Origin of the sequence: Pseudomonas fluorescens NCIMB 11764 (assembly GCF_000293885.2) — a bacterium.
GTDB classification, from domain to species: domain Bacteria; phylum Pseudomonadota; class Gammaproteobacteria; order Pseudomonadales; family Pseudomonadaceae; genus Aquipseudomonas; species Aquipseudomonas fluorescens_B.
The window spans coordinates 902,825-926,708 of the sequence record NZ_CP010945.1 but is presented as its reverse complement, the minus strand read 5'-3'; the positions used below and the strand labels follow the sequence as shown (position 1 = coordinate 926,708).

Annotated in this window: 19 protein-coding genes; 18 read left to right on the top strand and 1 reads right to left on the bottom strand. The window is 57.7% G+C overall.

What is annotated here, in order from left to right; all coding sequences use genetic code 11:
* Positions 1–2: 2 nt before the first annotated feature.
* The 16 genes from tssH (at position 3) to B723_RS04250 (ending at position 21,098) form a co-directional block, all read left to right on the top strand.
* Positions 3–2,651 (top strand): type VI secretion system ATPase TssH, encoded by a 2,649-nt coding sequence (gene tssH, locus B723_RS04325; protein WP_017341534.1) that lies wholly within the window; start codon positions 3–5, stop codon positions 2,649–2,651.
* A gap of 10 nt (positions 2,652–2,661) precedes the next feature.
* Positions 2,662–4,179, top strand: a complete 1,518-nt coding sequence (locus B723_RS04320; protein ID WP_017341533.1) for a sigma-54 interaction domain-containing protein — start codon at positions 2,662–2,664, stop codon at positions 4,177–4,179.
* Positions 4,180–4,485: 306 nt separating this feature from the next.
* Complete coding sequence (locus B723_RS04315; RefSeq protein ID WP_008030659.1) at positions 4,486–4,626, top strand: hypothetical protein; 141 nt, start codon at positions 4,486–4,488, stop codon at positions 4,624–4,626.
* 17 nt (positions 4,627–4,643) lie between these two features.
* On the top strand, positions 4,644–5,840 hold the full coding sequence (gene tagH / locus B723_RS04310) for a type VI secretion system-associated FHA domain protein TagH (protein ID WP_017341532.1): 1,197 nt from the start codon (positions 4,644–4,646) through the stop codon (positions 5,838–5,840).
* Between the two features lie 5 nt (positions 5,841–5,845).
* A complete protein-coding gene (tssJ, locus tag B723_RS04305) occupies positions 5,846–6,346 on the top strand; it encodes a type VI secretion system lipoprotein TssJ (RefSeq protein ID WP_017341531.1) in 501 nt (166 codons plus the stop codon).
* Between the two features lie 2 nt (positions 6,347–6,348).
* On the top strand, positions 6,349–7,680 hold the full coding sequence (gene tssK / locus B723_RS04300) for a type VI secretion system baseplate subunit TssK (protein WP_008030656.1): 1,332 nt from the start codon (positions 6,349–6,351) through the stop codon (positions 7,678–7,680).
* Between the two features lie 5 nt (positions 7,681–7,685).
* Positions 7,686–8,561 (top strand): type IVB secretion system protein IcmH/DotU, encoded by an 876-nt coding sequence (gene icmH / locus B723_RS04295; protein WP_017341530.1) that lies wholly within the window; start codon positions 7,686–7,688, stop codon positions 8,559–8,561.
* Positions 8,562–8,574: 13 nt separating this feature from the next.
* Positions 8,575–12,114 carry a type VI secretion system membrane subunit TssM gene (tssM, locus tag B723_RS04290; protein ID WP_017341529.1) on the top strand — a complete coding sequence of 1,180 codons (3,540 nt, stop codon included), beginning with the start codon at positions 8,575–8,577 and terminating at the stop codon, positions 12,112–12,114.
* Positions 12,114–12,842, top strand: coding sequence for a PP2C family protein-serine/threonine phosphatase (locus tag B723_RS04285; protein ID WP_017341528.1), 729 nt, complete (start codon positions 12,114–12,116; stop codon positions 12,840–12,842). The genes tssM and B723_RS04285 overlap by 1 nt, the downstream gene beginning before the upstream one ends.
* The gene (locus B723_RS04280; protein WP_017341527.1) at positions 12,839–13,855 is read left to right on the top strand and encodes a serine/threonine-protein kinase; all 1,017 of its coding nucleotides are present in this window, start codon (positions 12,839–12,841) and stop codon (positions 13,853–13,855) included. The genes B723_RS04285 and B723_RS04280 overlap by 4 nt, the downstream gene beginning before the upstream one ends.
* 28 nt (positions 13,856–13,883) lie before the next feature.
* The gene (locus B723_RS04275; RefSeq protein ID WP_017341526.1) at positions 13,884–15,926 is read left to right on the top strand and encodes a type VI secretion system tip protein VgrG; all 2,043 of its coding nucleotides are present in this window, start codon (positions 13,884–13,886) and stop codon (positions 15,924–15,926) included.
* Positions 15,927–15,979: 53 nt separating this feature from the next.
* Positions 15,980–18,634 (top strand): pesticin C-terminus-like muramidase, encoded by a 2,655-nt coding sequence (locus tag B723_RS04270; protein WP_017341525.1) that lies wholly within the window; start codon positions 15,980–15,982, stop codon positions 18,632–18,634.
* Positions 18,616–19,212: a lysozyme inhibitor LprI family protein gene (locus B723_RS04265; RefSeq protein ID WP_017341524.1), complete on the top strand. Its 597-nt coding sequence runs from the start codon at positions 18,616–18,618 to the stop codon at positions 19,210–19,212. The genes B723_RS04270 and B723_RS04265 overlap by 19 nt, the downstream gene beginning before the upstream one ends.
* Before the next feature lie 146 nt (positions 19,213–19,358).
* A complete protein-coding gene (locus tag B723_RS04260; RefSeq protein WP_017341523.1) occupies positions 19,359–19,961 on the top strand; it encodes a hypothetical protein in 603 nt (200 codons plus the stop codon).
* Between the two features lie 166 nt (positions 19,962–20,127).
* Positions 20,128–20,733 carry a hypothetical protein gene (locus tag B723_RS33425; RefSeq protein ID WP_017341522.1) on the top strand — a complete coding sequence of 202 codons (606 nt, stop codon included), beginning with the start codon at positions 20,128–20,130 and terminating at the stop codon, positions 20,731–20,733.
* A gap of 53 nt (positions 20,734–20,786) precedes the next feature.
* On the top strand, positions 20,787–21,098 hold the full coding sequence (locus tag B723_RS04250) for a hypothetical protein (RefSeq protein WP_017341519.1): 312 nt from the start codon (positions 20,787–20,789) through the stop codon (positions 21,096–21,098).
* A 3-nt stretch (positions 21,099–21,101) separates the two neighbouring features.
* Here the strand turns inward: B723_RS04250 and B723_RS04245 are convergent.
* A protein-coding gene (locus B723_RS04245; protein WP_144425201.1) for an IS3 family transposase occupies positions 21,102–22,189 on the bottom strand; the annotation gives its coding sequence in 2 pieces (ribosomal slippage) (positions 21,102–21,937 and positions 21,937–22,189; 1,089 coding nt in all).
* A 71-nt stretch (positions 22,190–22,260) separates the two neighbouring features.
* Here B723_RS04245 and B723_RS04235 point away from each other — a divergent pair.
* Together B723_RS04235 and B723_RS04230 are read left to right on the top strand one after the other, a co-directional pair.
* A complete protein-coding gene (locus B723_RS04235) occupies positions 22,261–22,995 on the top strand; it encodes a DUF2515 family protein (protein WP_017341515.1) in 735 nt (244 codons plus the stop codon).
* Positions 22,992–23,870 carry a hypothetical protein gene (locus tag B723_RS04230; RefSeq protein ID WP_017341514.1) on the top strand — a complete coding sequence of 293 codons (879 nt, stop codon included), beginning with the start codon at positions 22,992–22,994 and terminating at the stop codon, positions 23,868–23,870. Before B723_RS04235 ends, B723_RS04230 begins: the two co-directional genes overlap by 4 nt.
* Positions 23,871–23,884: the final 14 nt, after the last annotated feature.

The window sequence follows — 23,884 nt, the reverse complement described above, 5'->3', positions numbered from 1 at the left end:
CAATGATCAACGTAGACCTGCAACAACTTATCCAGGCGCTGGACGCCGAAACCCGTCGTGATCTGGAAAGTTCTGCCGAGCGTTGCGTCGCCCGTGGCGGCAGCAAGATCCTCGTCGAAGACTTGCTGCTGGGCCTGCTGGAGCGCCCGCAAGGCTTGCTCGCACGCGCGCTGCAAGACGCCGAAGTGGATGCCGGTGAGCTGAGCGCCGCCCTGCAATCGCGGGTCGAGCACAGCGCCTCGCGCAACCCGGTGTTCGCCCCGGAACTGGTGCAGTGGCTGCAGGATGCGTTGCTGGTGGCCAACCTTGAACTGGGCCAAAGCCAGGTCGAGCAAGCCGCGTTGATCCTCGCGCTGTTGCGCAACCCGATGCGCTACGCCGGCAGCCGCTACCAGTCGTTGCTGTCCAAACTGAACATCGAGCGCCTGAAAGAATTCGCCCTGTCGCAGAAAGAACAACCGGCGACGGGCAAACCCGCTGTACCCGGCGAATCGCTGCTGCAGCGCTTCACCCACAACCTGACCCAGCAAGCCCGCGACGGCAAACTCGACCCGGTGTTGTGCCGCGATGGCGCGATTCGGCAGATGGTCGACATCCTCGCCCGTCGCCGCAAGAACAACCCGATTGTGGTCGGTGAAGCCGGCGTCGGTAAAACCGCGATCGTCGAAGGCCTGGCTTCGCGCATCGCCGCTGGTGAAGTGCCGCAAGTGTTGAAAGGCGTGGAGTTGCTGTCGCTGGACATGGGCCTGTTGCAGGCCGGCGCCAGCGTCAAAGGCGAATTCGAACGTCGCCTCAAAGGCGTCATCGATGAAGTCAAAGCGTCGCCGAAACCGATCATCCTGTTCATCGACGAAGCCCACACGCTGATCGGCGCGGGCGGCAATGCCGGCGGTTCCGACGCGGCCAACCTGCTCAAGCCAGCCTTGGCCCGTGGCGAGTTGCGCACCATCGCTGCCACCACGTGGGCGGAGTACAAGAAGTACTTCGAAAAAGACCCGGCCCTGGCCCGTCGTTTCCAACCGGTGCAACTGCACGAACCGACCGTCAGCGAAGCGGTGACCATCCTCCGTGGCCTGGCTCAGGTTTACGAGAAGAGCCACGGCATTTACCTGCGCGATGACGCGGTGGTGGCGGCGGCCGAATTGTCCGCCCGTTACCTCGCCGGTCGGCAGCTGCCGGACAAGGCTGTCGACGTGCTCGACACCGCGTGCGCCCGCGTACGCATCAGCCTCGCCGCTGCGCCGGAAAGCCTTGAGCGCCTGCGCGGCGAACTGGCTGAAGGGGGGCGTCAACGTCAGGCGCTGCGTCGTGATGCCGAAGCCGGTCTGCTGATCGATCACGAAGCGTTGGGCGCTCTGGAAGATCGCCTGGCCGAGGCCGAAGACGAAATGGTCGCCCTCGAAACGCTGTGGACCGAACAGAAAGAACTGGCCGAGCGTTTGCTGGATCTGCGCCAGCAACTGGCCAAGGCCCGCGAAACCGCAGCCGTCGAGCCTGCTGTCACGGTTGAAGAAGATGCCGAAGGCACCGTCATCGAAACACTGCCGGTGGACGCAGCGCAAAGCGTCGAAACTCTGGAAACCGCGCTCAACGAAACTCACAAAGCCTTGACTGAGCTGCAGGTCAAAGAACGTCTGGTGAGCTTCGAAGTGTGCCCGCGCCTGGTCGCCGAAGTGATCAGCGCCTGGACCGGCGTACCGCTGGCGCAACTGGCCCGTGAGCACAACGCCAAGGTCGCGAGCTTCGCCACCGACCTGCGCACCCGCATCCGTGGTCAGGAACAAGCTGTTCACGCACTGGACCGCTCGATGCGCGCCACCGCTGCCGGCATGAACAAACCCGATGCACCGGTCGGCGTGTTCCTGCTGGTCGGCCCGAGCGGCGTCGGCAAGACCGAAACCGCGCTGGCCCTTGCCGACTTGCTGTACGGCGGTGATCGTTTCATCACCACCATCAACATGTCCGAGTTCCAGGAGAAACACACCGTCTCGCGCCTGATCGGTGCGCCACCGGGCTATGTCGGTTACGGCGAGGGCGGCATGCTCACCGAAGCCGTGCGTCAGAAGCCGTACTCCGTTGTGCTGCTCGATGAGGTCGAAAAGGCCGACCCGGACGTACTGAACCTGTTCTACCAAATCTTCGACAAGGGCGTGGCCAACGACGGCGAAGGGCGCGAGATCGACTTCCGCAACACGCTGATCCTGATGACTTCGAACCTGGGCAGCGACCGCATCAGCGAGCTCTGCGAAAACGGCGCACGACCCACCGCCGAAGTGCTCGAAGAAACCATTCGCCCGGTGCTCAGCAAACACTTCAAACCGGCGCTGCTGGCGCGTATGCGCGTCGTGCCGTACTACCCGGTCGGCGGTCCGGTGTTGCGCGAGCTGATCGAAATCAAACTCGGTCGTTTGGGCGAGCGCCTGAACCGTCGTCAGCTGGATTTCACTTACTCGCAAGACCTCGTCGATCACCTGGCGGAGCGGTGCACCCAAAGCGACAGCGGCGCACGCCTGATCGATCACTTGCTGGACCTGCACGTGCTGCCGCTGGTGGCCGACCGCTTGCTCGATGCGATGGCCACCGGGGAAAGCCTCAAGCGTGTCCATGCGACGCTCGACGGCGGCGCCAGCGTGACCTGCGAGTTCGCCTGAGGTGGGTGTGATGTTCACTCAAGTGCCGCAGCCGCTGGTGTATGCCGAAGCCTTGCTGGCGCAGTTCGCCAGCCTGTCGCGGGCGGCGGACGGCGCTGCGCTGCTGGGTGACTTCGTGCGCGGGGTGGCGGAGCTGAGCGGGTGCGAGTTGACGCAGCTGTACTTGCTGGACGCGACCCACACCTGCCTGGGGATGAACGCCGAGTGCCTGAACGGCATCCTGCAACCACGCGAATCGGCGAGCCTTCCGGCGGATTACAACGGTGAACAACTGCTGCAATTCGCCTTGTGCCAGAACCGTGTGGTGAGCCTCGGTGAACTGAGCGGCAGCCTGCACGAAACCAGCTTCCTGCCGCCGCAGGCCACGCCGTGGCAGTCGCTGCTGTGCGTGCCGCTGGTCAATCAGCAGAAGGCGGTCGAAGGTTTGCTGCTGTGCGCCAGCCGCCGGCACATCGACCTGCAAGGCTTTGCCGATTCCCTCGGTCAACTGGGTTCGTTTGTGCTCGGCCAACTGCATTTGCTGCACCGTCTGCGTCAGCCGACCGGTGATGCACGACCGCTCAAGGCCAGCGTCCCGAGTGCCAGTGGTTACGGCCTGATCGGCAAGAGCAAGGCCATGCGCGAGACCTATTCGCTGATCAGCAAAGTCCTGCACAGCCCTTACACCGTGCTGTTGCGCGGCGAAACCGGCACCGGCAAGGAAGTGGTCGCCCGCGCCATCCACGACTGCGGCCCGCGTCGGTCCCAGGCGTTCATTGTGCAGAACTGCGCGGCGTTCCCCGAGAACCTGCTGGAAAGCGAGCTGTTCGGCTACCGCAAGGGCGCGTTCACCGGTGCTGATCGCGACCGCGCCGGGCTGTTCGACGCGGCCAATGGCGGCACCTTGTTGCTCGATGAAATCGGCGACATGCCGTTGTCGCTGCAAGCCAAGTTGTTGCGCGTGTTGCAGGAAGGCGAGATCCGCCCGCTGGGTTCCAACGACACCCACAAGATCGACGTGCGCATCATCGCCGCGACGCACCGGGATTTGTCGGTGCTGGTGAGTGAAGGCAAATTCCGCGAGGACTTGTATTACCGTCTCGCGCAATTTCCGATCGAACTGCCGGCCCTGCGTCAGCGTGAAGGCGACATCCTCGATCTGGCCCGGCATTTCGCCGACAAGGCGTGTGCGTTTTTGCAGCGCGACGCGGTGCGTTGGTCCGATGCGGCGCTGGATCACCTGTCCGGTTATGCCTTCCCCGGCAATGTGCGCGAACTCAAAGGCCTGGTCGAACGCGCCGTTTTGCTGTGTGAGGGCGGTGAATTGCTGGCCGAGCATTTTTCCCTGCGCATGGAAGCCATGCCGGAAGACAACAGCTTGAACCTGCGCGAACGCCTGGAGCAGGTCGAACGCAGCCTGCTGCTCGATTGCCTGCGCAAAAACGACGGCAACCAGACCCTCGCCGCCCGCGAACTCGGCCTGCCACGCCGCACGCTGCTGTACCGCCTCGGGCGCCTGAATATCAATTTGGGTGATTTCGATGGCTGAGCCCATTTTCTACCCACCAACAACTCTGGCTGGAATGCTTGCTGAGGCCAGCACATTCCAAGTGGCGAGGGAGCTTGCTCCCGCTGGGCTGCGCAGCAGCCCCAAAACCATGCGCCGCGGTGCCTCAGTCAAACCGCATTCGTTGATTTACGACAGCTGCGCAGCCGAGCGGGAGCAAGCTCCCTCGCCACGGGGGATCGGCTCTAACCACCGTATTAGAGCCCCACAACCCATTTCATTTGCTTTCGATAGCGCCGCCCAACCGGGCCGGCGCTTTGTGCTTTGTCTACCCCTGGAGACCCTCTGATGTCTGTTCGTCACTGGCAAGCCGTCCTGCTGACCCTCGTCGTTCTATGCGGCCTCGGCGGCTGTAGCGGCAATTACAAATTCAACGACAACACCTATCGCCCATTGGGTGATCCGCAGGCGGTCAATCGCGGCAAGTGACCGCAAGGAGTATCACCATGGAACTGGTTTTCGAAATGCTCAACACCAAGCAGTTCGTGCCCACGGAACTGTGCCAGAAGACCTTCAAGCAGGCCGGTGGCGTGATTGGCCGGGGCGAGGATTGCGACTGGATCATCCCGGATCGCAAGCGTCATCTGTCCAATCACCATGTGGACATCAGCTTTCGCGAAGGGACGTTCTTCCTGACTGACACCAGCAGCAACGGTGTCCAGGATGGCGAAAGCGGCGCGCGCCTGCGCAAGGGCGAACCGATGCGCATCGAGCATGGCAGCACCTACGTGCTGGGTGATTTCGAGATCCGTGCACGGCTGGTGCGCGACCCGGCGACGTTCGACGTGGAAGTCGGCCGCCCGCAAGCCGCGGGCAGCATCATTCCGGACGACGCGTTCCTCGACCTCGACCCGTTGAACGCCCTTGATCAGCAAGAGCGCGTGTACTCGGAAATCGACGAGCTGATCTCCCCGAGCAACGCCATCGAGGACACCCGTCAACGCGCCGACTATGCGCGCATCGACATGGAAAGCCTGATGGTGCCCGAGCTGATCGACGCCCCGGCCGAACCTGCGCCCGCCCCGGTGCCGAAAGCGCGTGAGCGTCAGAGCGAAGATTTCTGGGAGCACTTCGGCGCCGCGCTGGGCGTGGACCTCAAAGGCCTCGACCACGACGCCCGCGAAGCCTTGGCGCTGAACGCTGCGCGCTTGCTCAAGCAGAGCGTCGGCGGTTTGCAGCAGAGCCTGCGCACCCGCAGCGAACTGAAAAACGAACTGCGTCTGGCCCAGACCACCGTGCAGGGCACCCACAAAAACCCGCTGAAGTTCGCCGTCGATGCCGGTGAAGCGCTGGGAATTCTGTTACAGCCGAACAAGCCCGGCCAGTTGCCGGCGGAGCAGTCGATTTCTCGCGCGTTCCGCGATTTGCAGGCGCACCAGGTTGCGCTGCTGACCGCCAGCCGCGCCGCCGTTCGCGGCACGCTGGAGCATTTCTCGCCGCAGCAATTGACCCTGCGGTTCGAGCGCGACAACAAGCCGTTGCTGGCCACGTCCGGCAGTCGCTGGAGAGCCTACGGTCGTTATCACCAGGCTCTGCGTCAGGACGATGACTGGAGCGAGCGTCTGCTGGCCCGCGACTTCGCTCAGGCGTACGAAGAACAGATCCGCCTGATTTCCACCCTTCACACCGACCACCAAGGATGATGCGCATGTCTCGCTGCTCGACCGCTTTTTTCAAGATGCTGACCGTGCTCATGGCCGTGGTGCTGCTGGCCGGCTGCTCGTCGCTGTCGCCGTATTCCAAAGTGACCAAAGTCAACCTGAAGCTCACCGGCAGCGATCAGCTGAACCCGGACCTCAACGGGCGTCCCTCGCCAATCGTCGTGCGTCTGTTCGAGCTCAAGCACCCGGTGACCTTTGAAAACGCCGATTTCTTCAGCCTGTACGAGCGCGCCAAGGAATCCCTGGCCCCGGACCTGGTGGCCAGCGAAGAACTCGAACTGCGTCCGGGTGAAACCATCGAACTCAAGCTCAGCGTGGAAGAGGGCAGCCGTTACGTCGGGATCCTCGCGGCCTACCGCGACCTGCCGGAAACCAAATGGCGCTACACGGTGCAAGTCACGCCGGTGGAAGTCACCGAGGCTGACCTGACCCTCGATCAGGCCGGTATTCGCAACAGCAACGAAACGCTCGCCAAGGCGGATGACTGATCATGAATTCCCATAAAGTCATTTGGCAGGAAGGCATGCTGCTGCGCCCGCAGCACTTCCAGCACAACGATCGCTACTACGACCACCAGATGAAGACCCGCACCCAGTTGCTGGGCAGCTACACTTGGGGCTTCCTGAATCTCGACATCGATTTGCAGTTCCTCAACATGGGCAAACTGGTGATCAGCCAGGCCTCGGGGATCCTGCCGGACGGCAGCCTGTTCGAACTGGGCGGCAACACCGAGCCGCTGGCGCTGGACGTGCCGCCGAACACCGGCAACACACCGATCTACCTCGCGTTGCCACTGGTGACCGGTAACCACATCGAGTCCCGCCGTCCGGAGCAATCCGACGTGCTGGCGCGCTACACCGCGTACGAAGCCGAAGTCGCCGACTCCAACGCCGGCGACGATTCCGCCAGCCAGGTCAGCTGTGGCCGCCCGGACTTCAAACTGTTGCTCGGCGAGCAGCAGAGCGATCAGGCCTATGTGAAGCTGAAGATCTGCGACGTGCTGGATACCACGCCCGACGGCGTGATCAGCCTCGATCCGGATTTCGTGCCGACCTACATTCAGGCGCATTCCTCCAGCTACCTGCTGTCGTGCCTGAAAGAAGTGATCAGCATGCTCGGTCACCGGGGCGACACCATTGCCGAGCGCATCCGCTCCAACGGCAAGGTCGGTGGCGCGGAAGTCGGCGACTTCATGATGCTGCAACTGATCAACCGCACCGAGCTGCTGCTGCGTCACTACCTCGGCCTGGAGCAGGTTCACCCGGAAGAGTTGTACCGCACGCTGCTGACCATGCTCGGCGATCTGGCGACCTTCTCCAGCGACAGCAAACGTCCGCGCCTGGACAGCCGTTACCAGCACAGCGACCAGGGCGCGAGCTTCCGCAAACTGATGGAAGCGATTCGTCAGGTGCTGTCGATGGTGCTCGAACAGCACGCCATCGAGCTGGTCCTGCAAGCGCGTCAGTACGGGATCATCGTCTCGCCGTTGCACGACCACAAACTGCTGGGCTCGGCGTCGTTCGTGCTCGCGGCCAGTGCCAACTGCGATTCCGAAGAACTGCGCCATCGTTTGCCGGCGCACCTCAAGGTCGGCCCGGTGGAGCGGATCCGCCAACTGGTCAACCTGCATCTGCCGGGCATCAAGGTCAAACCGTTGCCGGTGGCCCCGCGGCAGATCGCGTTCCACTCCAACAAAACCTATTTCATCCTCGAACTCAGTTCCGAAGACCTGGCACAACTCGAGCGCTCCGGCGGCTTCGCGTTCCACGTGTCCGGCGAATTCGCCGAGCTTGAACTGAAATTCTGGGCCATCAGGAACTGACCGACATGATCAAGGACATGGAACACCATCAGGACGATAAAACCGTCTTGCTCGACCGCCAGGGCCACGGCCCGGCGCAAAGTCCGCTGACTGACTTCGCTGCACCGCCGCGTTTCGAACAGCTCGAAGAACGGATGATCTACGCCGCACGCCTGCGTCCGGCGGAGTCCTTCAACATCAGCCTCAATTCGCTGGTGGCCGCCGGTTCCGACCTGTTGTCGGAAGTGGTGCGCCTCAAACACAGCGACACCCGCGAAGACATGTACGCGCTCAATGAGCGCCTGACTGCCGGGTTGAAACTGTTTGAAGTGCGCGCACTGCACAACGGCGCCGAAAGCAGCCAGGTGATGGCCGCCCGTTACGTGCTCTGCACCGTGGTCGACGAAGCCGTCGTGACCACGCCGTGGGGCAACGAAAGCGAGTGGTCGCAGATGAGCCTGCTCAGCAGCTTCCACAACGAAACCTTCGGTGGCGAGAAGTTCTTCCAGTTGCTGGATCGCTTGTCGAAAAACCCGGTCAAGCACCTGCCGATGCTGGAGCTGATGTACCTGTGCCTGTCCCTCGGTTTCGAAGGCAAGTACCGCGTGCAGGCGCGCGGCATGCTCGAACTCGAAGGCATCCGCGATGCCTTGTATCGGCAGATTCGTCAGCTGCGCGGCGACGTGCCTCGCGAACTGTCGCCGCATTGGGAAGGCTTGAACGATCAGCGCCGCAGCCTGGTGCGCATCGTGCCGGCGTGGATGGTGGTGTTGTTCACCGTGGTCTGCCTGGTGGTGATGTATTCGGGTTTCGCCTGGGTCTTGGGCGAGCAGCGCGACACCGTTCTGCAACCTTATCAGCCGCTGGATTCCGCCGCGGTCCAGCCGCAGTCGCAGCCGTAAACAGGGACGTGTGATGAAAAAGTTTTTCAAGAAAGTCGGCGCCTTCGTGCGTCAGACCTGGGTCTGGACCTTGCTGCTGGTGCTGTTCGTCGCGCTGCTGGTGTGGTTCGTCGGGCCGCTGCTGGCGGTCAATGACTACAAGTTCTGGGAAGGCTCGACCTCCCGCCTGCTGACCATCAGTGTGTTGTTCCTGATCTGGGGCCTGACCATGGTCTTCGTCAGCTGGCGCGCCGGTGTGCGCAAGAAAGCGGTCGAAGACACTGAAGACGGTCAGGACCGTATCCGCCGCGAAGAGAAGATCGACGAAGAGCAGAAGGAGTTGAAGGAGCGTTTCAAGGACGCCCTGAAAACCCTGAAGACCTCGAGCCTGTATCGCGGCCGCAGCGAACGCTGGCGCAGTGATTTGCCGTGGTACTTGCTGATCGGCCCGCAGGGCAGCGGCAAGACCAGCCTGCTGGACTTCTCGGGCCTTGAATTCCCGATCAACAAGATCGACCGCAAACTGACCCGCGACACCCTCGGCACCCGTCATTGCGACTGGTATTTCGCCGACCACGGTGTGCTGATCGACACCGCCGGGCGTTACCTGACCCAGCCGGATGCCGAAGTCGACGGCAGCGCCTGGAGCACCTTGCTCGACCTGCTGCGCAAGCGTCGCCGCAACCGTCCGTTGAACGGCGTGCTGGTGACCATTCCGGTGGAAATGCTGCTGGGCGACACCGAGCAGGATCTGGACACCTTGGCTCGCCAAGTGCGTGCGCGCCTGCAAGACGTGCATCAGAAACTGCACGTCGATGTGCCGATTTATCTGGTGCTGAGCAAGGCTGACCAGTTGCTCGGTTTCGACGAGTTCTTCGATCAGTTGACCCGCGAAGAAAGCGATCAGGTGCTCGGCACCAGCTTCCGCAAAGAGCAGAGCGGCACCGACGTCACCGTCCTGCGCGCCGAGTTCGAAGAGCTGCTGCGTCGCCTGAACAGTCAGGTGATCATGCGCATGCACCAGGAGCGCGACACCCAGCGCCGTGGCCGCATCCTCGATTTCCCGCATCAACTGGGGCAGATCGGCGAGCGCCTGTGCCTGTTCGTCGACATGGCGTTCACTGGCAACCGCTATCAGCGTGTCAGCCAGTTGCGCGGTTTCTACCTGACCAGCGCACCGCACCTGACCCAGGAAATGGACCAGACCACCGCCGGCATCGGCGCGAATCTGGGGATCAACTCCGGCGTGTTGCCAACCCTGCGCAGTGGCCGCTCGCGGTTCATTCATCACTTGCTCAGCCGGGTGATCTTCCCCGAGGCCGATCTGGCCGGTCTGGACAAGCGCGAACGCAGTCGCATCCATTGGGGCCAGCGTGCGTTGTACGTCGGTGCTTTGGCGGCGTTGGGCCTGTTTGGTCTGCTGTGGGCAGGCGGTTTCTCGGCGAACTATGAGCGTCTGGAAAACCTGCGCAACCTGGCGCAAACCTGGACGCAACAACGCTCGGCGCTGACCGCGCGTGATGATTCCATGGCCGTACTGAAGCCCCTCGACACCAGCTACGCGGCGACTCAGGTTTTCCCGAAAAAGGGCGACGTGTCGTACCACGAACGCGGCGGTCTGTATCAGGGCGAAGACGTCAATCCGGTGGTCAAGGCAGCTTACGAGCGCGAGCTCGAAACGCAGTTGCTGCCGAAGGTCGCGACCCTGCTGGAAGGGCAGATCCGCGCCAACATGAAGGACCGCGAACGCCTGCTCAACAGCCTGCGTGCGTACCTGATGCTGAACATGGAAGACCGTCGTGACAGCCCGTGGCTCAAGGATTGGGTCGCCACCGAATGGTCCCAGCGTTACGCCGGGAACACCGCGGTGCAGAACGGTCTGAACACCCACTTCGAGCGTTTGCTGAAGCAGCCGTTTATCTACCCGCTGAACGATCAACTGGTGGCGCAGGCGCGTCAGGTCTTGCGCAGCGAATCGCTGGCCAACGTGGTTTACCGGATGCTGCGCGAGCAGGCCCGCAACCTGCCGGAATACCGTTTGAGCCAACACCTGGGCCCGCAGGGTGCGCTGTTTGTCGGCACCGAATACGTGATCCCGGGCTTCTACACCCAACAGGGTTATCAGCAGTATTTCTCGGTCCAGGGCTCGGCGCTGGTCACCGACATCCTGCGTGACAACTGGGTGCTGGGCGAAGGCTCGGGCATCAGCGGCATGGACTTGCGTCGCCTGATGGTCGAACTGGAGCAACTGTACTTCCGCGACTACGCCAACTTCTGGAGCGAAGCCGTGGGCCAGGTTGCACTGCCCGCGATCAGCGACTTCAGCGAGGGCGCCGAGCAACTGGCTGGCCTGACGTCGGCCAACTCGCCGGTGCTGCAACTGCTGGTGGAAGTGCGTGAGAACACCCGGTTCCCGGTGGAAGCCGAGGCGGTCGATCAAGCGGCTGATGCCGCCGCCGCACTGGGCGAGCAGAAAGGCAAGTTGGGCAAGCTGGGCAAACTGGCGTCTGCCGCAGCGGACAAAGCCTCGGACATGGCAGCGGTCAAAAACCTGCCGGACACGGCGAAGAAATCCCTGCAACGCCGCTTCGAACCGCTGCACCGTTTGCTGGATGACAACAACGGCCCGGCCGCTGATTTGACCCCGGCACTGAACGCGCTCAACGACCTGCAAATGCAACTGGCGAGCCTGGCGCGTGCCAGTGCGCCGGAGCAGGCTGCATTCGAAATGGCCAAGACCCGCATGAGCGGCCAGCGTGATGCGCTGAGCAACCTGCGCAATGCGTCAAACCGTCTGCCGCGCCCGGTCAGCGTGTGGTTCAACGTGCTGGCCGAAGACACCTGGCGTCTGGTGCTCAACGATTCCTACCAGTACCTGAACCAGCGTTATCAGAGCGAGCTGTACAGCTTCTACGGCAAGGCGATCAACAAGCGTTATCCGTTCAGCGCCCACAGCACCAGCGACGTGGCGATCAGCGACTTCCGCGAGTTCTTCAAGGCGCAGGGCATTGCCGATCGCTTCTTTGATACCTACATGCGTCCGTTCGTGAGCGGCGATCCAGGCAACTACCGTCTGCGCAGCATCGACGGTCACAGCATGCCGATCTCCAAGCTCTACCTCGACCAGATGGCCGCGGCACAAGTGATTCGCCAGAGCTTCTTCTCGATCAACCCGGCCGAGCCGCAAGTGCAGTTCAAACTGGAGCCGTACACCCTCGACCCGGCGGTCAGCCGTTCCGAGTTCAAGTTCGGCGACAAGACCATCGAATACCGCCACGGCCCGATCGTGCCGGTGTCGTTCAAATGGCCGACCGATGCTGAAGACGGTCGCACCAGCCTGGTCCTCGACAAAATGGCCGGCCGCCCGATCGGCATCGAGAAGAACACCGGCCCGTGGTCGCTGTTCCGCCTGTTCGACCTGATGCAGACCGAGTACCTGAGCGGTCGTGATGTGCTGGTGCTGAAAGCTGACGTGGGTGGCCTGCGCGCCAACTACTTGCTGTCGAGCCAGCGCACGCCAAACCCGTTCGACATGGGTGTGCTGCGCACCTTCCGTATGCCGGTGCAGCTCTGATGCTGGTTGCCAGTCCCTGGCGCAGCGCTGCGCGTACCGATGCCGGCAAGGTTCGGGCGCGCAACGAAGATGCTTTTCTCGACTGTCCACAGCAGGGGCTGTGGGTGGTCGCGGATGGCATGGGCGGTCATCAGGGTGGCGATGTTGCCAGCCAGTTGATCGTCGCCAGCCTGGCGGAATTGCCGGCGCAGGATGACTTCGACGAACGACTCAAAGGCATTCGCCAGTGCCTGCACTGGCTCAATCGCCGCCTGGGTCAGGAGTTGACCGTCACCGCCGGGCGCCACGACAGCATCATGGGCAGCACCGTGGTGGCGCTGCTGGTGGACGGCAATCGCGCGGCCTGCATCTGGGCCGGCGACAGCCGTTGCTACCTGTGGCGCGGCCAGCGTTTGTATCAGCTGTCCAAGGACCATTCACTGCAACAGCAACTCATCGACGAGCAACACATGAGTCTCGAAGACGCCCGTGCGCATCCTTCCGCCCACGCCTTGACCCGTGCGGTCGGGGCGGCCGAGCAGTTGACGCTGGACGTGCTGGAACTCGAGGTCTATCCCGGCGATGCGTTTCTCTTGTGCAGCGATGGTTTGTACAACGGGCTGAGCACTGATGCCTTGGGCAATGCCCTGAGCCTGACCGCGCCACACGTCGCGCTGGAGCGTCTGTTCGACGGCGCTTTGCGTGGCTCGGCCCGGGACAACCTGACTGCCGTGGTGATCCGCCAATGACTCAACTCATGCCGCCGCTCGACGACCTGCTGGTGAGCGAAGAGCAAGACAGTAACCTGACTTACTTTGCGTTTGCCCCGTCTCTAAACGGAAAGCCGCACAAGGCAGAACCTGCGCTGGCGCCGACCAAGGCCAGCGTCGGCGAAATGCCCGACGTGCTCGCAGGCCGTTACCGCATCGAGCGCCTGCTCGGTGCCGGCGGCATGGGCGCGGTTTACCGCGCACGGGACTTGCTGAGCGAACAGTTCGGCGATCCCGACCCTTACATCGCGCTGAAAATCCTCAGCGAAGAATTTGCCGAATCGCCGGACGCCAGCGCCTTGCTCTACAGCGAGTTCGCCCTGACCCGACGACTGCGCCACGACAACGTGCTGCGACCGCACACCTTTGAAGTGGACACCGATTGCCAGCGCGCCTTCATCACCATGGAACTCATGCGTGGGCTGACCCTGGACAAACTGCTCTGCGAGCGGCCCCTTGGCTTGCCGTGGAACGAACTGCGCGATATCGCGCTGCCGCTGCTCGACGCCCTGGCCTACGCCCACGCTCGCGGCGTGCTGCACGGTGACATGAAACCGAGCAACGTGATGCTCAGCGAAGAGGGCGTGCGCCTGTTCGACTTCGGCCTGGGCCAGGCCGAGGAGGGCATCCTCCCTGGCTTGCCACACCTGAGCCGCGACCGCTTCAACGCCTGGACCCCGGGCTACGCCGCCCCCGAACTGCTCGAAGGCCAGCCGCTGTCTGCCAGCGCCGACGTCTACGGTGTGGCCTGCGTGCTCTACGAACTGGCGGGCGGCAAACACCCGTTCCGGCGCTTGCCTTCGACCGAGGCCCGTGACGCGCACCTCGACCGCGAACTGCACGCGCCTCGGAATCTACCGAAACACTGCTGGCCAGCCCTGCGAACGGCGCTGGCATTCGACGCGGCCGATCGAACGATCACCGCCGCCCAATTGCGTGACGCCATGGGCGCCACTTCGTCTTTGCTGCAACGTCTGCGACTTCGGGCGTAACGGATGACTACCGAACAGGGAGCAAGCAATGTTCAACTCAGCTAACGAAACCCACTTCAGCCTGACTGTCGAAGACTACGTGGGCGACCTGCAAGTGCTGTCGTTCACCGGCACCGAAGGCATCAGCCAGCCGTATCGCTTCGACATTGAACTGGTCAGCGAAAACCCCGATCTGGACCTGGAAAAACTCCTGCACAAGCAGGCGTTCCTCGCATTCGATCCGCAGGGTTCCGGCATCCACGGCCAGATCTACCGAGTCGCCCAAGGTGACGCCGGCAAACGCCTGACCCGCTACAAAATCTCCCTGGTGCCGCAGCTGCAATACCTGCATCACCGCACCAACCAGCGCATTTACCAGCAGATGTCCGCGCCGAAAATCATCGCGCTGATCCTCGAAGAACACGGCATCAAGGGCAACGCCTACAACTTTCAGCTCAGCCAGCCGTGCCCGGACCGCGACTACTGCGTGCAGTACGACGAAACCGACCTGCACTTCGTCCAGCGCCTGTGCGAAGAAGAAGGCATTCACTACCACTTCCAGCACAGCGCAAAAGCTCACTTGTTGGTGTTCGGCGACGACCAGACCGTGTTCCCGAAACTCGGCCAGCCCACCGCCTATGTGCAAGGCAGCGGCATGGTCGCCGACGAACCGGTGATCAAAGGCTTCAAACTGCGCCTGGAAACCCGCACCAGTCGCACCACCCGCCGCGACTACGATTTTGAAAAACCACGCCTGCAACTCGAAGCGGCCTACAAACCTGATGTTCAGAGCGACGAACCCGACCTCGAAGACTACGACTACCCCGGCCGCTTCCTCGACCGCGCGCGCGGCAAATTCCTCAGCCAGCGCGCCCTCGAACGCCACCGCGCCGACTACCAGCAAGCCGAAGGCCACGGCGACCAGACCCGCTTGATCAGCGGCCACTTCCTGGAAATGTCCGACCACCCGCGCACCGAGTGGAACGACCTCTGGCTGCTCACCGAAATCGTCCACGAAGGCAAACAGCCGCAAGTCCTCGAAGAATCGGTGACCAGCGACACCACCGACAACAAAGACGACTTCCACCAGGGCTACCGCAACCGCTTCCTCGCCACCCCGTGGGACGTGTTCTACCGCCCGGCGCTGGAACATCCAAAGCCCCGCGTACTCGGCAGCCAGACCGCCAAAGTCACCGGCCCTGCCGGCGAAGAAATCCACTGCGACCAGTACGGCCGCATCAAAGTGCAATTCCACTGGGACCGCGAAGGCCAGGCCGACGACAAAACCAGCTGCTGGATGCGCGTCTCCTCAAGCTGGGCCGGCGACCGCTACGGCGCCATCGTCATCCCGCGCATCGGCATGGAAGTCCTCGTCACCTTCCTCGAAGGCGACCCCGATCAGCCGTTGGTAACCGGTTGCCTGTACCACAAGGAAAACCAGGTTCCGTACGATTTGCCGGCGAACAAAACCCGCAGCGTCTTCAAAACGCTCAGCTCACCGGGGGGCGGCGGGTTTAATGAACTGCGGATTGAAGACAAGAAGGGTGCGGAGCAGATCTTTATTCATGCCCAGCGGGATTGGGATGAAAACATCGAGCACGACCAAAAGATTCGCGTCGGCAATGAACGACACGACACGGTGGTGAAGAACACCTACACCGAGCTCAAGGCTGAAGAGCACCGCACCACGATTGCTGATCGCAAGGTTGAGACGCGGGTGGATGATCACCTGACGATTGGGCAGAACCAGCATGTGAAGCTCGGCACCGCTCAACTGACCAGCGTTGGGAAAGAGATTCACCTGAAGGCTGGGGCGAAGATTGTTATCGAGGCAGGGTCGGAGCTGACCATCTTGGGTGGTGGCAGCTTTATCAAGCTGGATGGCGGTGGCGTGACGGTTGTTGGGCCGGTGGTGAAGATTAATGCGGGTGGGTCGGCGGGCTCGGGGACAGGGATTGGGATCAAGCCGCCGGTGCTGCCGGGAGCTGCGGATAAGGATAAGGCGGGGAGTTTGATGGATCAGGCGTTGGGGAATGCGCCCGAGGAGCAGATCAAACGCAAACCAAAACGAATGCTTAATTTTTCCGGCTAATAGACACCGACGGCAATCCAAGCCACCAGGGATCAGAATTCAGGTAATTGGTAATGACTGAGACAACAACAAGCAAAGTTGAGAAATGGGCGTATCCGCTGAAAGTAGGGACCGCAGAAGCGACGGATCCGCAGCAGTTCTATAAGGCGCTAGCCAAGGCAAAAGATGGTTACTACCCATTAGGGGCGAATGGCCTTTGGCACGGCGGTGTTCACTTTGATGAGGACACTGGATTGGTGAAGGATCTGACTGAAGTCAGATGCATCGCTGATGGTGAGGTTGTGGCTTATCGGATTGATGAGACCTATCCAAAATCTGATTTCGGCTCCTCGCACTCGGTATTTTCAACTGGCTTTGTGTTGGTTAAGCATCGTCTCGAGGTTCCCGCCCCTCCTGCGCCAGCACCTGCTGCTGGCGCGCAACCAGCAGCAGCGGCCCCGCAGCCCAGTCTCACCTTTTTTAGTCTTTACATGCATTTGTTAGATTGGAAGACATACAACGAAACCCCTGCCTTGGGCCGACCGGCCTTCTGGAGCGGTGGAACTTGGCAGGTTAAATCTACAGTGAAAGACGAAATCCTTGGATTGAGGGTTCGTCAGGAGCAGAAGGGTAAACCTGGCTATGGCACTGTATTGGCCGTATTGCCCCGAGGCACCGTTGTAGAAACAGGCGAAGAGGATCATGGGTGGCTCAAGGTTGTGAGTGTCACACCCGCTGATGCCAGCCTTCCGTCGGGAACCGGTTGGGTCTTCAAAAAAGAAATGACAGCGGGTACTACACCCAATAGTTACGTCATCGGTAGTGCTGCCAAAGACGCGATGACTCCGCCTCAAAAAGGCCTCGCCGTGCATGCTGCGGCCAACCAATCGAGTGCTACAACATCCATTTTGCCGATTGGAACTCAAGTGAAGATCGGCAATGACGGAACAAGCGGAAAATATCAGAAGCTATTGGAAATCGTCAGTGGAAATCCCCGTCCTGCGTTGACCGCAGCCAACGGCGTGCTTGGTTTTATCTGGGAAGGGCTTCTTGAGACAAAAAGTGAGCCGGCAGAAAAAAATGCGGTCCATGTCCTGGAGCGCCCATTCCCTGTAAAAGCTGGGAGCCTGATTGGTCATGTAGGGAAGTTTCAGAACCACTCTGATCCTGCTTCCAAGAACCTGTTGCACCTGGAAGTTTTCAGCTGCGAGGACGTCAAGGCATTTACAGAGTTGAGCAAGTCCAAGGCTGCTAGCTTGCCGGCAAAGGAAAAGACACTGCTTAAGATTCCAAAAGACAGCCCATTGATTACTCACGTACAAGGCATGAACGCAACGAACCCACCTAAAGTGACCGATGCACACAAAAAGGTCGGTTCTGACTATTTGGTTCCTGTCGGAGTCCTTGAAGCATTGCCTGCCGAGAAGAAAATCAAAGTACCTATTGTTATGGCGGGGACCACGACCTACACGCTTTGGTGGCGTCTGGATGGATTACTCGGAGATGCGGAGGGCAACGAAATCAACGGCTGGTTTGCGGAGCCAGATATCACGTTGACACGTCATTCGCCGTTTGAGTGGGAAGGTTTCACTTTTATCGAGGAAACCGTCAGTAATGAAGATCATCTGGCTGCATTCCTGCATGCACAGGAAAGTTTAAGTGAAGAAGAGCGCGCGACTTACCTACCGAATGTCGGGACCGCTAACGACGGACCTGCGAAACAGCGATTGTATAAAATTCTCGATAAGAATGGCGATAAAAAACTTAACCCATCGGAAATAAAAGAAGCATTAAGTAAGCCTTGGTTTTCTCAACCAATCTCTCAGATGGTTACTCGTTATGAGAGCGAGTGGCAGTTCAAAAGGGATAAGTGGGACGCCCTCGATGAACTGATGGGGCACAGCGACTCAGACCCGCATAAGGGGTGGGTTGAGGAAAAGGCGCGGATTGAACGTTTGAGTTGGTGGGATAAACTAGTAGGAGTCAGCGGTATCACCAGCGCTGCGAGCGTCCAACATATTAACCCCATTGGATTGTTGGGGAGTTTCCAGTCTGGATGTCCTGAAAAGTGTAAATCGGAAGTCTACACTTTGGAAACGACGGTTGGACCTTATGTAGTTTCCAAGAAGCTGTTCGAGTTTCTTTTGGCGACGGAAGCGTATAGAGAGCATCCGTATGCTTTGGCCGATAATGGTAGTGGCGTGACAATCGGTTATGGGTATGATCTTGGGCAGCAAACTGCGGCTACGGTAGATGCTGAGCTTACAGATCTCTACACAGAAAGTGAAATCGAAAGTTTGAAAGGGGCGTTAGGTAAAAAAGGCCAAGATGCAAGAGACTTTGTCCATAATGTGAGTTCTATATCGATAAATAAAGATAACGCGCTTAAGCTTGCTGTCATTATGAAGAGACGATATGCGCAGCAGGTTGTGAATGTGTACCCTAAAGCGATAAATTTACATCCAGACTGTCAGGGTGTGTTGCTTTCCCTCGTTGTAAATAGAGGTAATGCGTTAAGCGGCAGCACTCCTGCCAAAACGTTAGCACGTCTAGAAATGAAACAAATAAAAGAAGATTTTGATAGCGATAAACCAGAGTTGATTCCTTCACGTCTTCGCAGTATGAAAAGGCTTTGGGAGGATGCGCCTGAAACTGCTGGCTTGGTGACAAGACGCGAAAAAGAAGCGGTTTTTTTTGAGGAGGCACTAAAATGCAACTGCTGGAAATAATTCATAAGTCGTTTGCTGTTCTCTCTATTTTATCCGTTTCGATGGGTTTTGCAGTGGCGGATGTAAAATGTAATTCTGAAAGTTTAACGAATCAGGAGATTGTTACCTGCTCGCAGGCAGTGTTTGTAAAAGTTGATAAAGTTCTTAATGAACAGTACAAGGTATTAGCGTCGGAGTTAGATGGATCATTAAAGTCTGAATTGCTGGTCACGCAAAAAAACTGGATTAAGTTGAAAGATGGATATTGCAATGACGAAAGCGACGGGGCTTCTGGTGAAGAAGCTCCGATAGAAAAGCTTTCCTGCATGAAACAGCTGACAAGTTTTCGCTTGAGTGAACTCATATATCTCCGTACCGGTGTAATTGGAGATGGTTTTTACAAGGCGGTTTCAGTTGTCAACGAAAAAGCTACTGCCATGGATTACGCCAAAGCAGTTGACTACGTTGCAGGGGATGTAGACTTTGGCCCTGCATGGAAAGAGTATGCGGAAAAAAATTGCGCCATGACTCAGAAGTTGTATGGGGAAATGCCAGGGAGATGTATGGCGAGAATGCGATTTCAGATGCCAATCTATTGATCTGGCCACTAAAAATGAAAAGGGGCAGATTTATTTGTAAAGCAGATTTGGCTGTCGATAAATAAATCTGTCCCCACTTTTCAATAGTACTCCAGAACATGATGTCGAAAGACAAAATGCACTTGTGTCTATGTGGAGCGTGTTAAGTGACAAAGTATAAAGTTAACATCTCTGCGTTAGGTTTGTTCTGTGTCGTGCTTTTTTCGATTTCAGCATGTGCTGAGGAGCGGAATTGTGCATTTGACGATTTACGATTTAAACTTAAGCTTGTCAGCTGTACGCAGAAAGACGGCCTGAATATATTGAAGTTGACGCCATCTGGTCAACCTTCTTATGAAACGAATCTTGAAAACTTACCTACGTATATTGTAAGTGGTGATGATTTTGGTTTGGTGTTGAAGGCTGTGGGGGATGGAGCTCAGTCGCGATACAATAACTTTATTGAATTGCCCTATCCAGAAGCAATTCTGCACTATGATGATGCATCCGCTGCGGCGAAACTGAAGTTTGCGGAAACAGGTTGGAAGTTGTTGGATATGAAGGATGTCGTATATGAGGGGCAAGGTGGAGAGGAAGGAGCAGGCGTAGTTTGCACTACTCTCGAGAAGCAGATAGATTCAAATTATGTAGTTGTTTCGCAGTGCAATGCATTTTATGAGGCTGATATATCTTATTTAAAAGTATTGCTTGGTTCGATAGGGAGACTTAATTGGCGGGTGGTGACAGCAAGTCGGTTTGTTCTCAGGTAAGTTTGTGAAAAAAAGGGTAAAATAGAGGCGGATTTATTGCGGGTAGGCTAGCTGCCGGTAAATAGATCTGTTCCTTTTTAGTTCCGTTTTTTGATGAGCATTGCTTTCGAGTGAGCATACAACAACGCACTACCCCGAATCATCCGGACGAAAAAAGCCCCACGGTATGGCCAGCCGTAAGTGCGCGCTGATTATCGTCAGCCTGTGTACCGTAGCCAGTACTTTTGCCAAGGAAACCCAAATAATTGGAGTCGACGGGCACACATTGACGCTGAAGACAAAGTCATGGAGCAGACCCGTTGCAGAGTCGGCGACGGCCTTGTTTACCGCGAAGGATAAAGCTTTTTCGCTCTACGTTGCCGACGTTGGTGTTGATACAGATGACGGCTGGCTAAGCCCTGACAAGAAAACGTTGCTGGTTAGTCAGGCTATCTATGGTTCTGTGGTCGGCCAAGACGGTGAAGTTTTTAATGCCGGTGGGGCGGCGGGGAGTGGGAGTGGGACGGGGATTGGTATTTTGGTACCGGACTTGCCGTTGATTGCGGATCAGGCTCGGGCGGGGAATACGCTTAAAGCCGGTACTGCCAATAGTGAGAAGTTCGACGAGCAGATCCGCTTTTTGACAGGGCTTGGAAAACCCATCAAATCCGTGAAGGCTGCAGTTATTGTCCCTTCCTCAGTTGCTCCGAAAATTTCCAAAAGCAATGCAGACGGCCTTCATCCTCGTATCGAAACGGACACTGCCGAGACCGCAGAAATCCATCTGATGTAGGACGAACTGATTGTGCCGCCAGGTTCTGATGATTACGAAGCGAGTAGGAATAAATGAGCGCACCCGTAGCTACGTTTAAAACCAATAATCAGAGTTGCTCTGTTCAAGACGTTGCCTTGAAGTGCGACAAGCTGTGGACAATGGGACAGCAGGAAGCAATCAGTCGATTAAGCGTGCCGGAGAAGAGCTTTTTCTCCAAATCGACAAAAATGGTTTTGGTTTCAGATTTTGGTGCTCGGGCTGCGCGTATCGCAGCTGCTTACGCCGAGTTCTACCTGGAGCGCGGCGAAGATGGGAAACCGGATTTGAACGGTCGGTTTTATTGGATGGGTAATCCCCCCATTTTTAGCACTCGCCAGAAGTAGAGGTCAGGCCGCGCGGGCCAACTTCTGTTTGGGGGTGATGCCTCCCAGGGCCATGTTTGGTCGTTCGTGATTGTATGTCCACATCCAGCGAGTTGCATGTTCCTGCACCTCGGCGATCGACTCGAACAAATAATGCCCCAGCCAGTCATAACGCACCGTGCGGTTGTAGCGTTCGACGTAGGCATTCTGCTGTGGATTTCCTGGCTGGATGTACTCCAGGCGAACGCCGTGCTTTTCCGCCCAGAGCACAAGCTTGCTGCTGATGTACTCTGGGCCGTTGTCACTACGGATGGCCTGTGGTTTACCGCGCCACTCGATGACTTGATCCAGTGCGCGCACGACACGCTCCGCAGGCAGTGACAGGTCGATATCCATGGCCAGGGCTTCGCGGTTGAAGTCGTCGATCAGGTTGAACAGACGGAAGCTGCGGCCATCGGCCAACTGATCGTGCATGAAGTCCATCGACCAGCAGTGATTGATCGCCTCTGGCACCGCCAGCGGCTCGGGTTTCTCCCGCACGATGCGTTTACGCGGTTTGATCCGCATGTTCAGCTCCAACTCTCGATAGATCCGGTACACCCGTTTGTGATTCCAGCGGCAGCCTTTCACGTTGCGCAGATACAGGAAGCACAGGCCGAATCCCCAATTACGCTGGTTGTGCGTAAGCCGGATCAGGTGATCGGCAATCTCGGCATTTTCCGAGGACAACCGTCGCTGGTAGCGATAGCAGGTGACGCTGACCCCGAAGGCCAGGCACGCCTGCTTGATACTGACCCGGCCAGAATGAACGGCCTGCTGCGCCATCTCGCGCCGCTGAGATGGCTTCACCACTTTTTTGCCATGGCTTCCTGGATGATCTCGGCCTTCAGGCGCTCTTCGGCGTACATCTTTTTGAGGCGGCGGTTTTCTTCCTCCAGCTCACGTAGCCGGGCCATCAGCGAGGCGTCCATGCCGCCGAACTTGGCGCGCCACTTGTAGAAGGTCGCCGAGCTGATGCCGTGCTCGCGGCACAGCTCCGGGACTGGGCTGCCGGCCTCGGCCTGCTTGAGGATGGCAATGATTTGGCTGTCCGAAAAACGCGATGTCTTCACGCAAAATTTCCTTGATCCGATTAGGAGAAAATTCTACTTCTGACGAGTACTGATTTCAGGGGGGATTACCGATGGGCCTGGCTGCCTTTGCCAGTAAACAGGTTAAGTGCGGATTGGATTTCATTCCTGCCGAGCCTTACCTGACCATTGGAATACCCCCTGTTGGCCAACCGCCACTAAGAATTGGCAAGAAAGGGCTTGGGAAAGGCAATTTCTGGCTGTTTCAGGACATCTTTGTGTGGCATTGGTTTTACAAGAAGTATCCAGAGCAATTTGAGGATTGTGCGCCCGTTCGCAATGCGAAAAGCTGTGATGCACAAGTGCAGATGAACATAGACAGTTTGCCTTGGGCAGAGGAGGCTCTGCCTGTATTAAAAAATCTTTCTTTAACGCCTGATGTAAAGAAGGGATTTGACCGTATTCGTGAATCTGAAACCATAGCCAGTGGCTCAGCTAGAAGGGCTGTGCAACTAAAATCATTGCTTGCTATTGCGGATCATGAGCAGCGCAGAATACTGCAGCCATTAATCTATAACGACTATTTTTTCCAGACGACATTGAAGGTCCAGGCCGCGTTTGAATGGGCACCTTTTGTGCCAGTCCGCGCCGCCGCCTTTAGTACGGCGTGTGACGTTGAAGATCCGGAGCTGAGAGTGCAGATGAAAGATGGCAACTTATACAATGAGCGCGAACGAATGGTATTTATTACTGCTATTGCCGGTCAGTATCACGAACTGATGGATAAAAAATTAACGTATATGGAAGGTGAGATTGAAACAATCGCCAGTTGGAAAAATCAAAAATGAAGATGTTTTTTATTTTATTATTTTTTCTGCTTAGCGCATGCGGTGATGAAAAAGATACCAGGAGTAATAGTATGGCCGGCACGACTGCTGTAATCGAAATTAAATTGTCAGAAGCGATGACAAAAGTATTGTCCGAAAGCCCAGTGGAATTTCGAAAAGAGTGCATGCCGCAAGTAAATATGTGCTGGTACAAAATTAGCAAGTCGGCTGCAGATGCGGACCTTCCTACTGTGATTGTTAATAAATCGTTAAAAATTGAACACGTTACAGATGTGAAAACGTCGATTGATGGTGATGTTGGGGGTGATATAGAAAATCTTGAATTGATGGTTCGAGGTCTTCCAGACAATAGTCAGCATGAAGAAAATCAGGCGTTTTTATATAGCCTGATAAAAGAAATTAAAGCGTCAGGTTGGAAACATTACTTTGCACCATACGATCCGCGCATCCCAGGCTCGCAGGCGGAAAAAATAGTGAATCCCGGCGATGTGCTTGGCGTTTATGTAAAAAGCCATCCATGGCTTGATCCTGACTACAAGATGAATATAGACCAATGGTTAAAGGTCGACGATTTTTATGATTGGAATTTTTATAGTGATGGCAATTATTTGACCCTGAAGGCATGGCGTCGTAACTCTGATTCGGATCCAACGCAGCGAGGCACCTATTTGATCTCTTTGAAATTCATGAGCGAACGTGAGTATTGGGTATCTGAGTTTAGTAAGGAATCCGATAAGACGCGCTGGACAGATTTGTTACCTGATCTGCTTTTAAAATATAAGAAACAGCGAGATGAGCTTGAGACAAAGGCGAGGGATGCGGGTATCGACGTTAATTCAAGTTATAAGGATCCTTCGATAAAAGCACTCCATTAAAATCTTACAAGGGG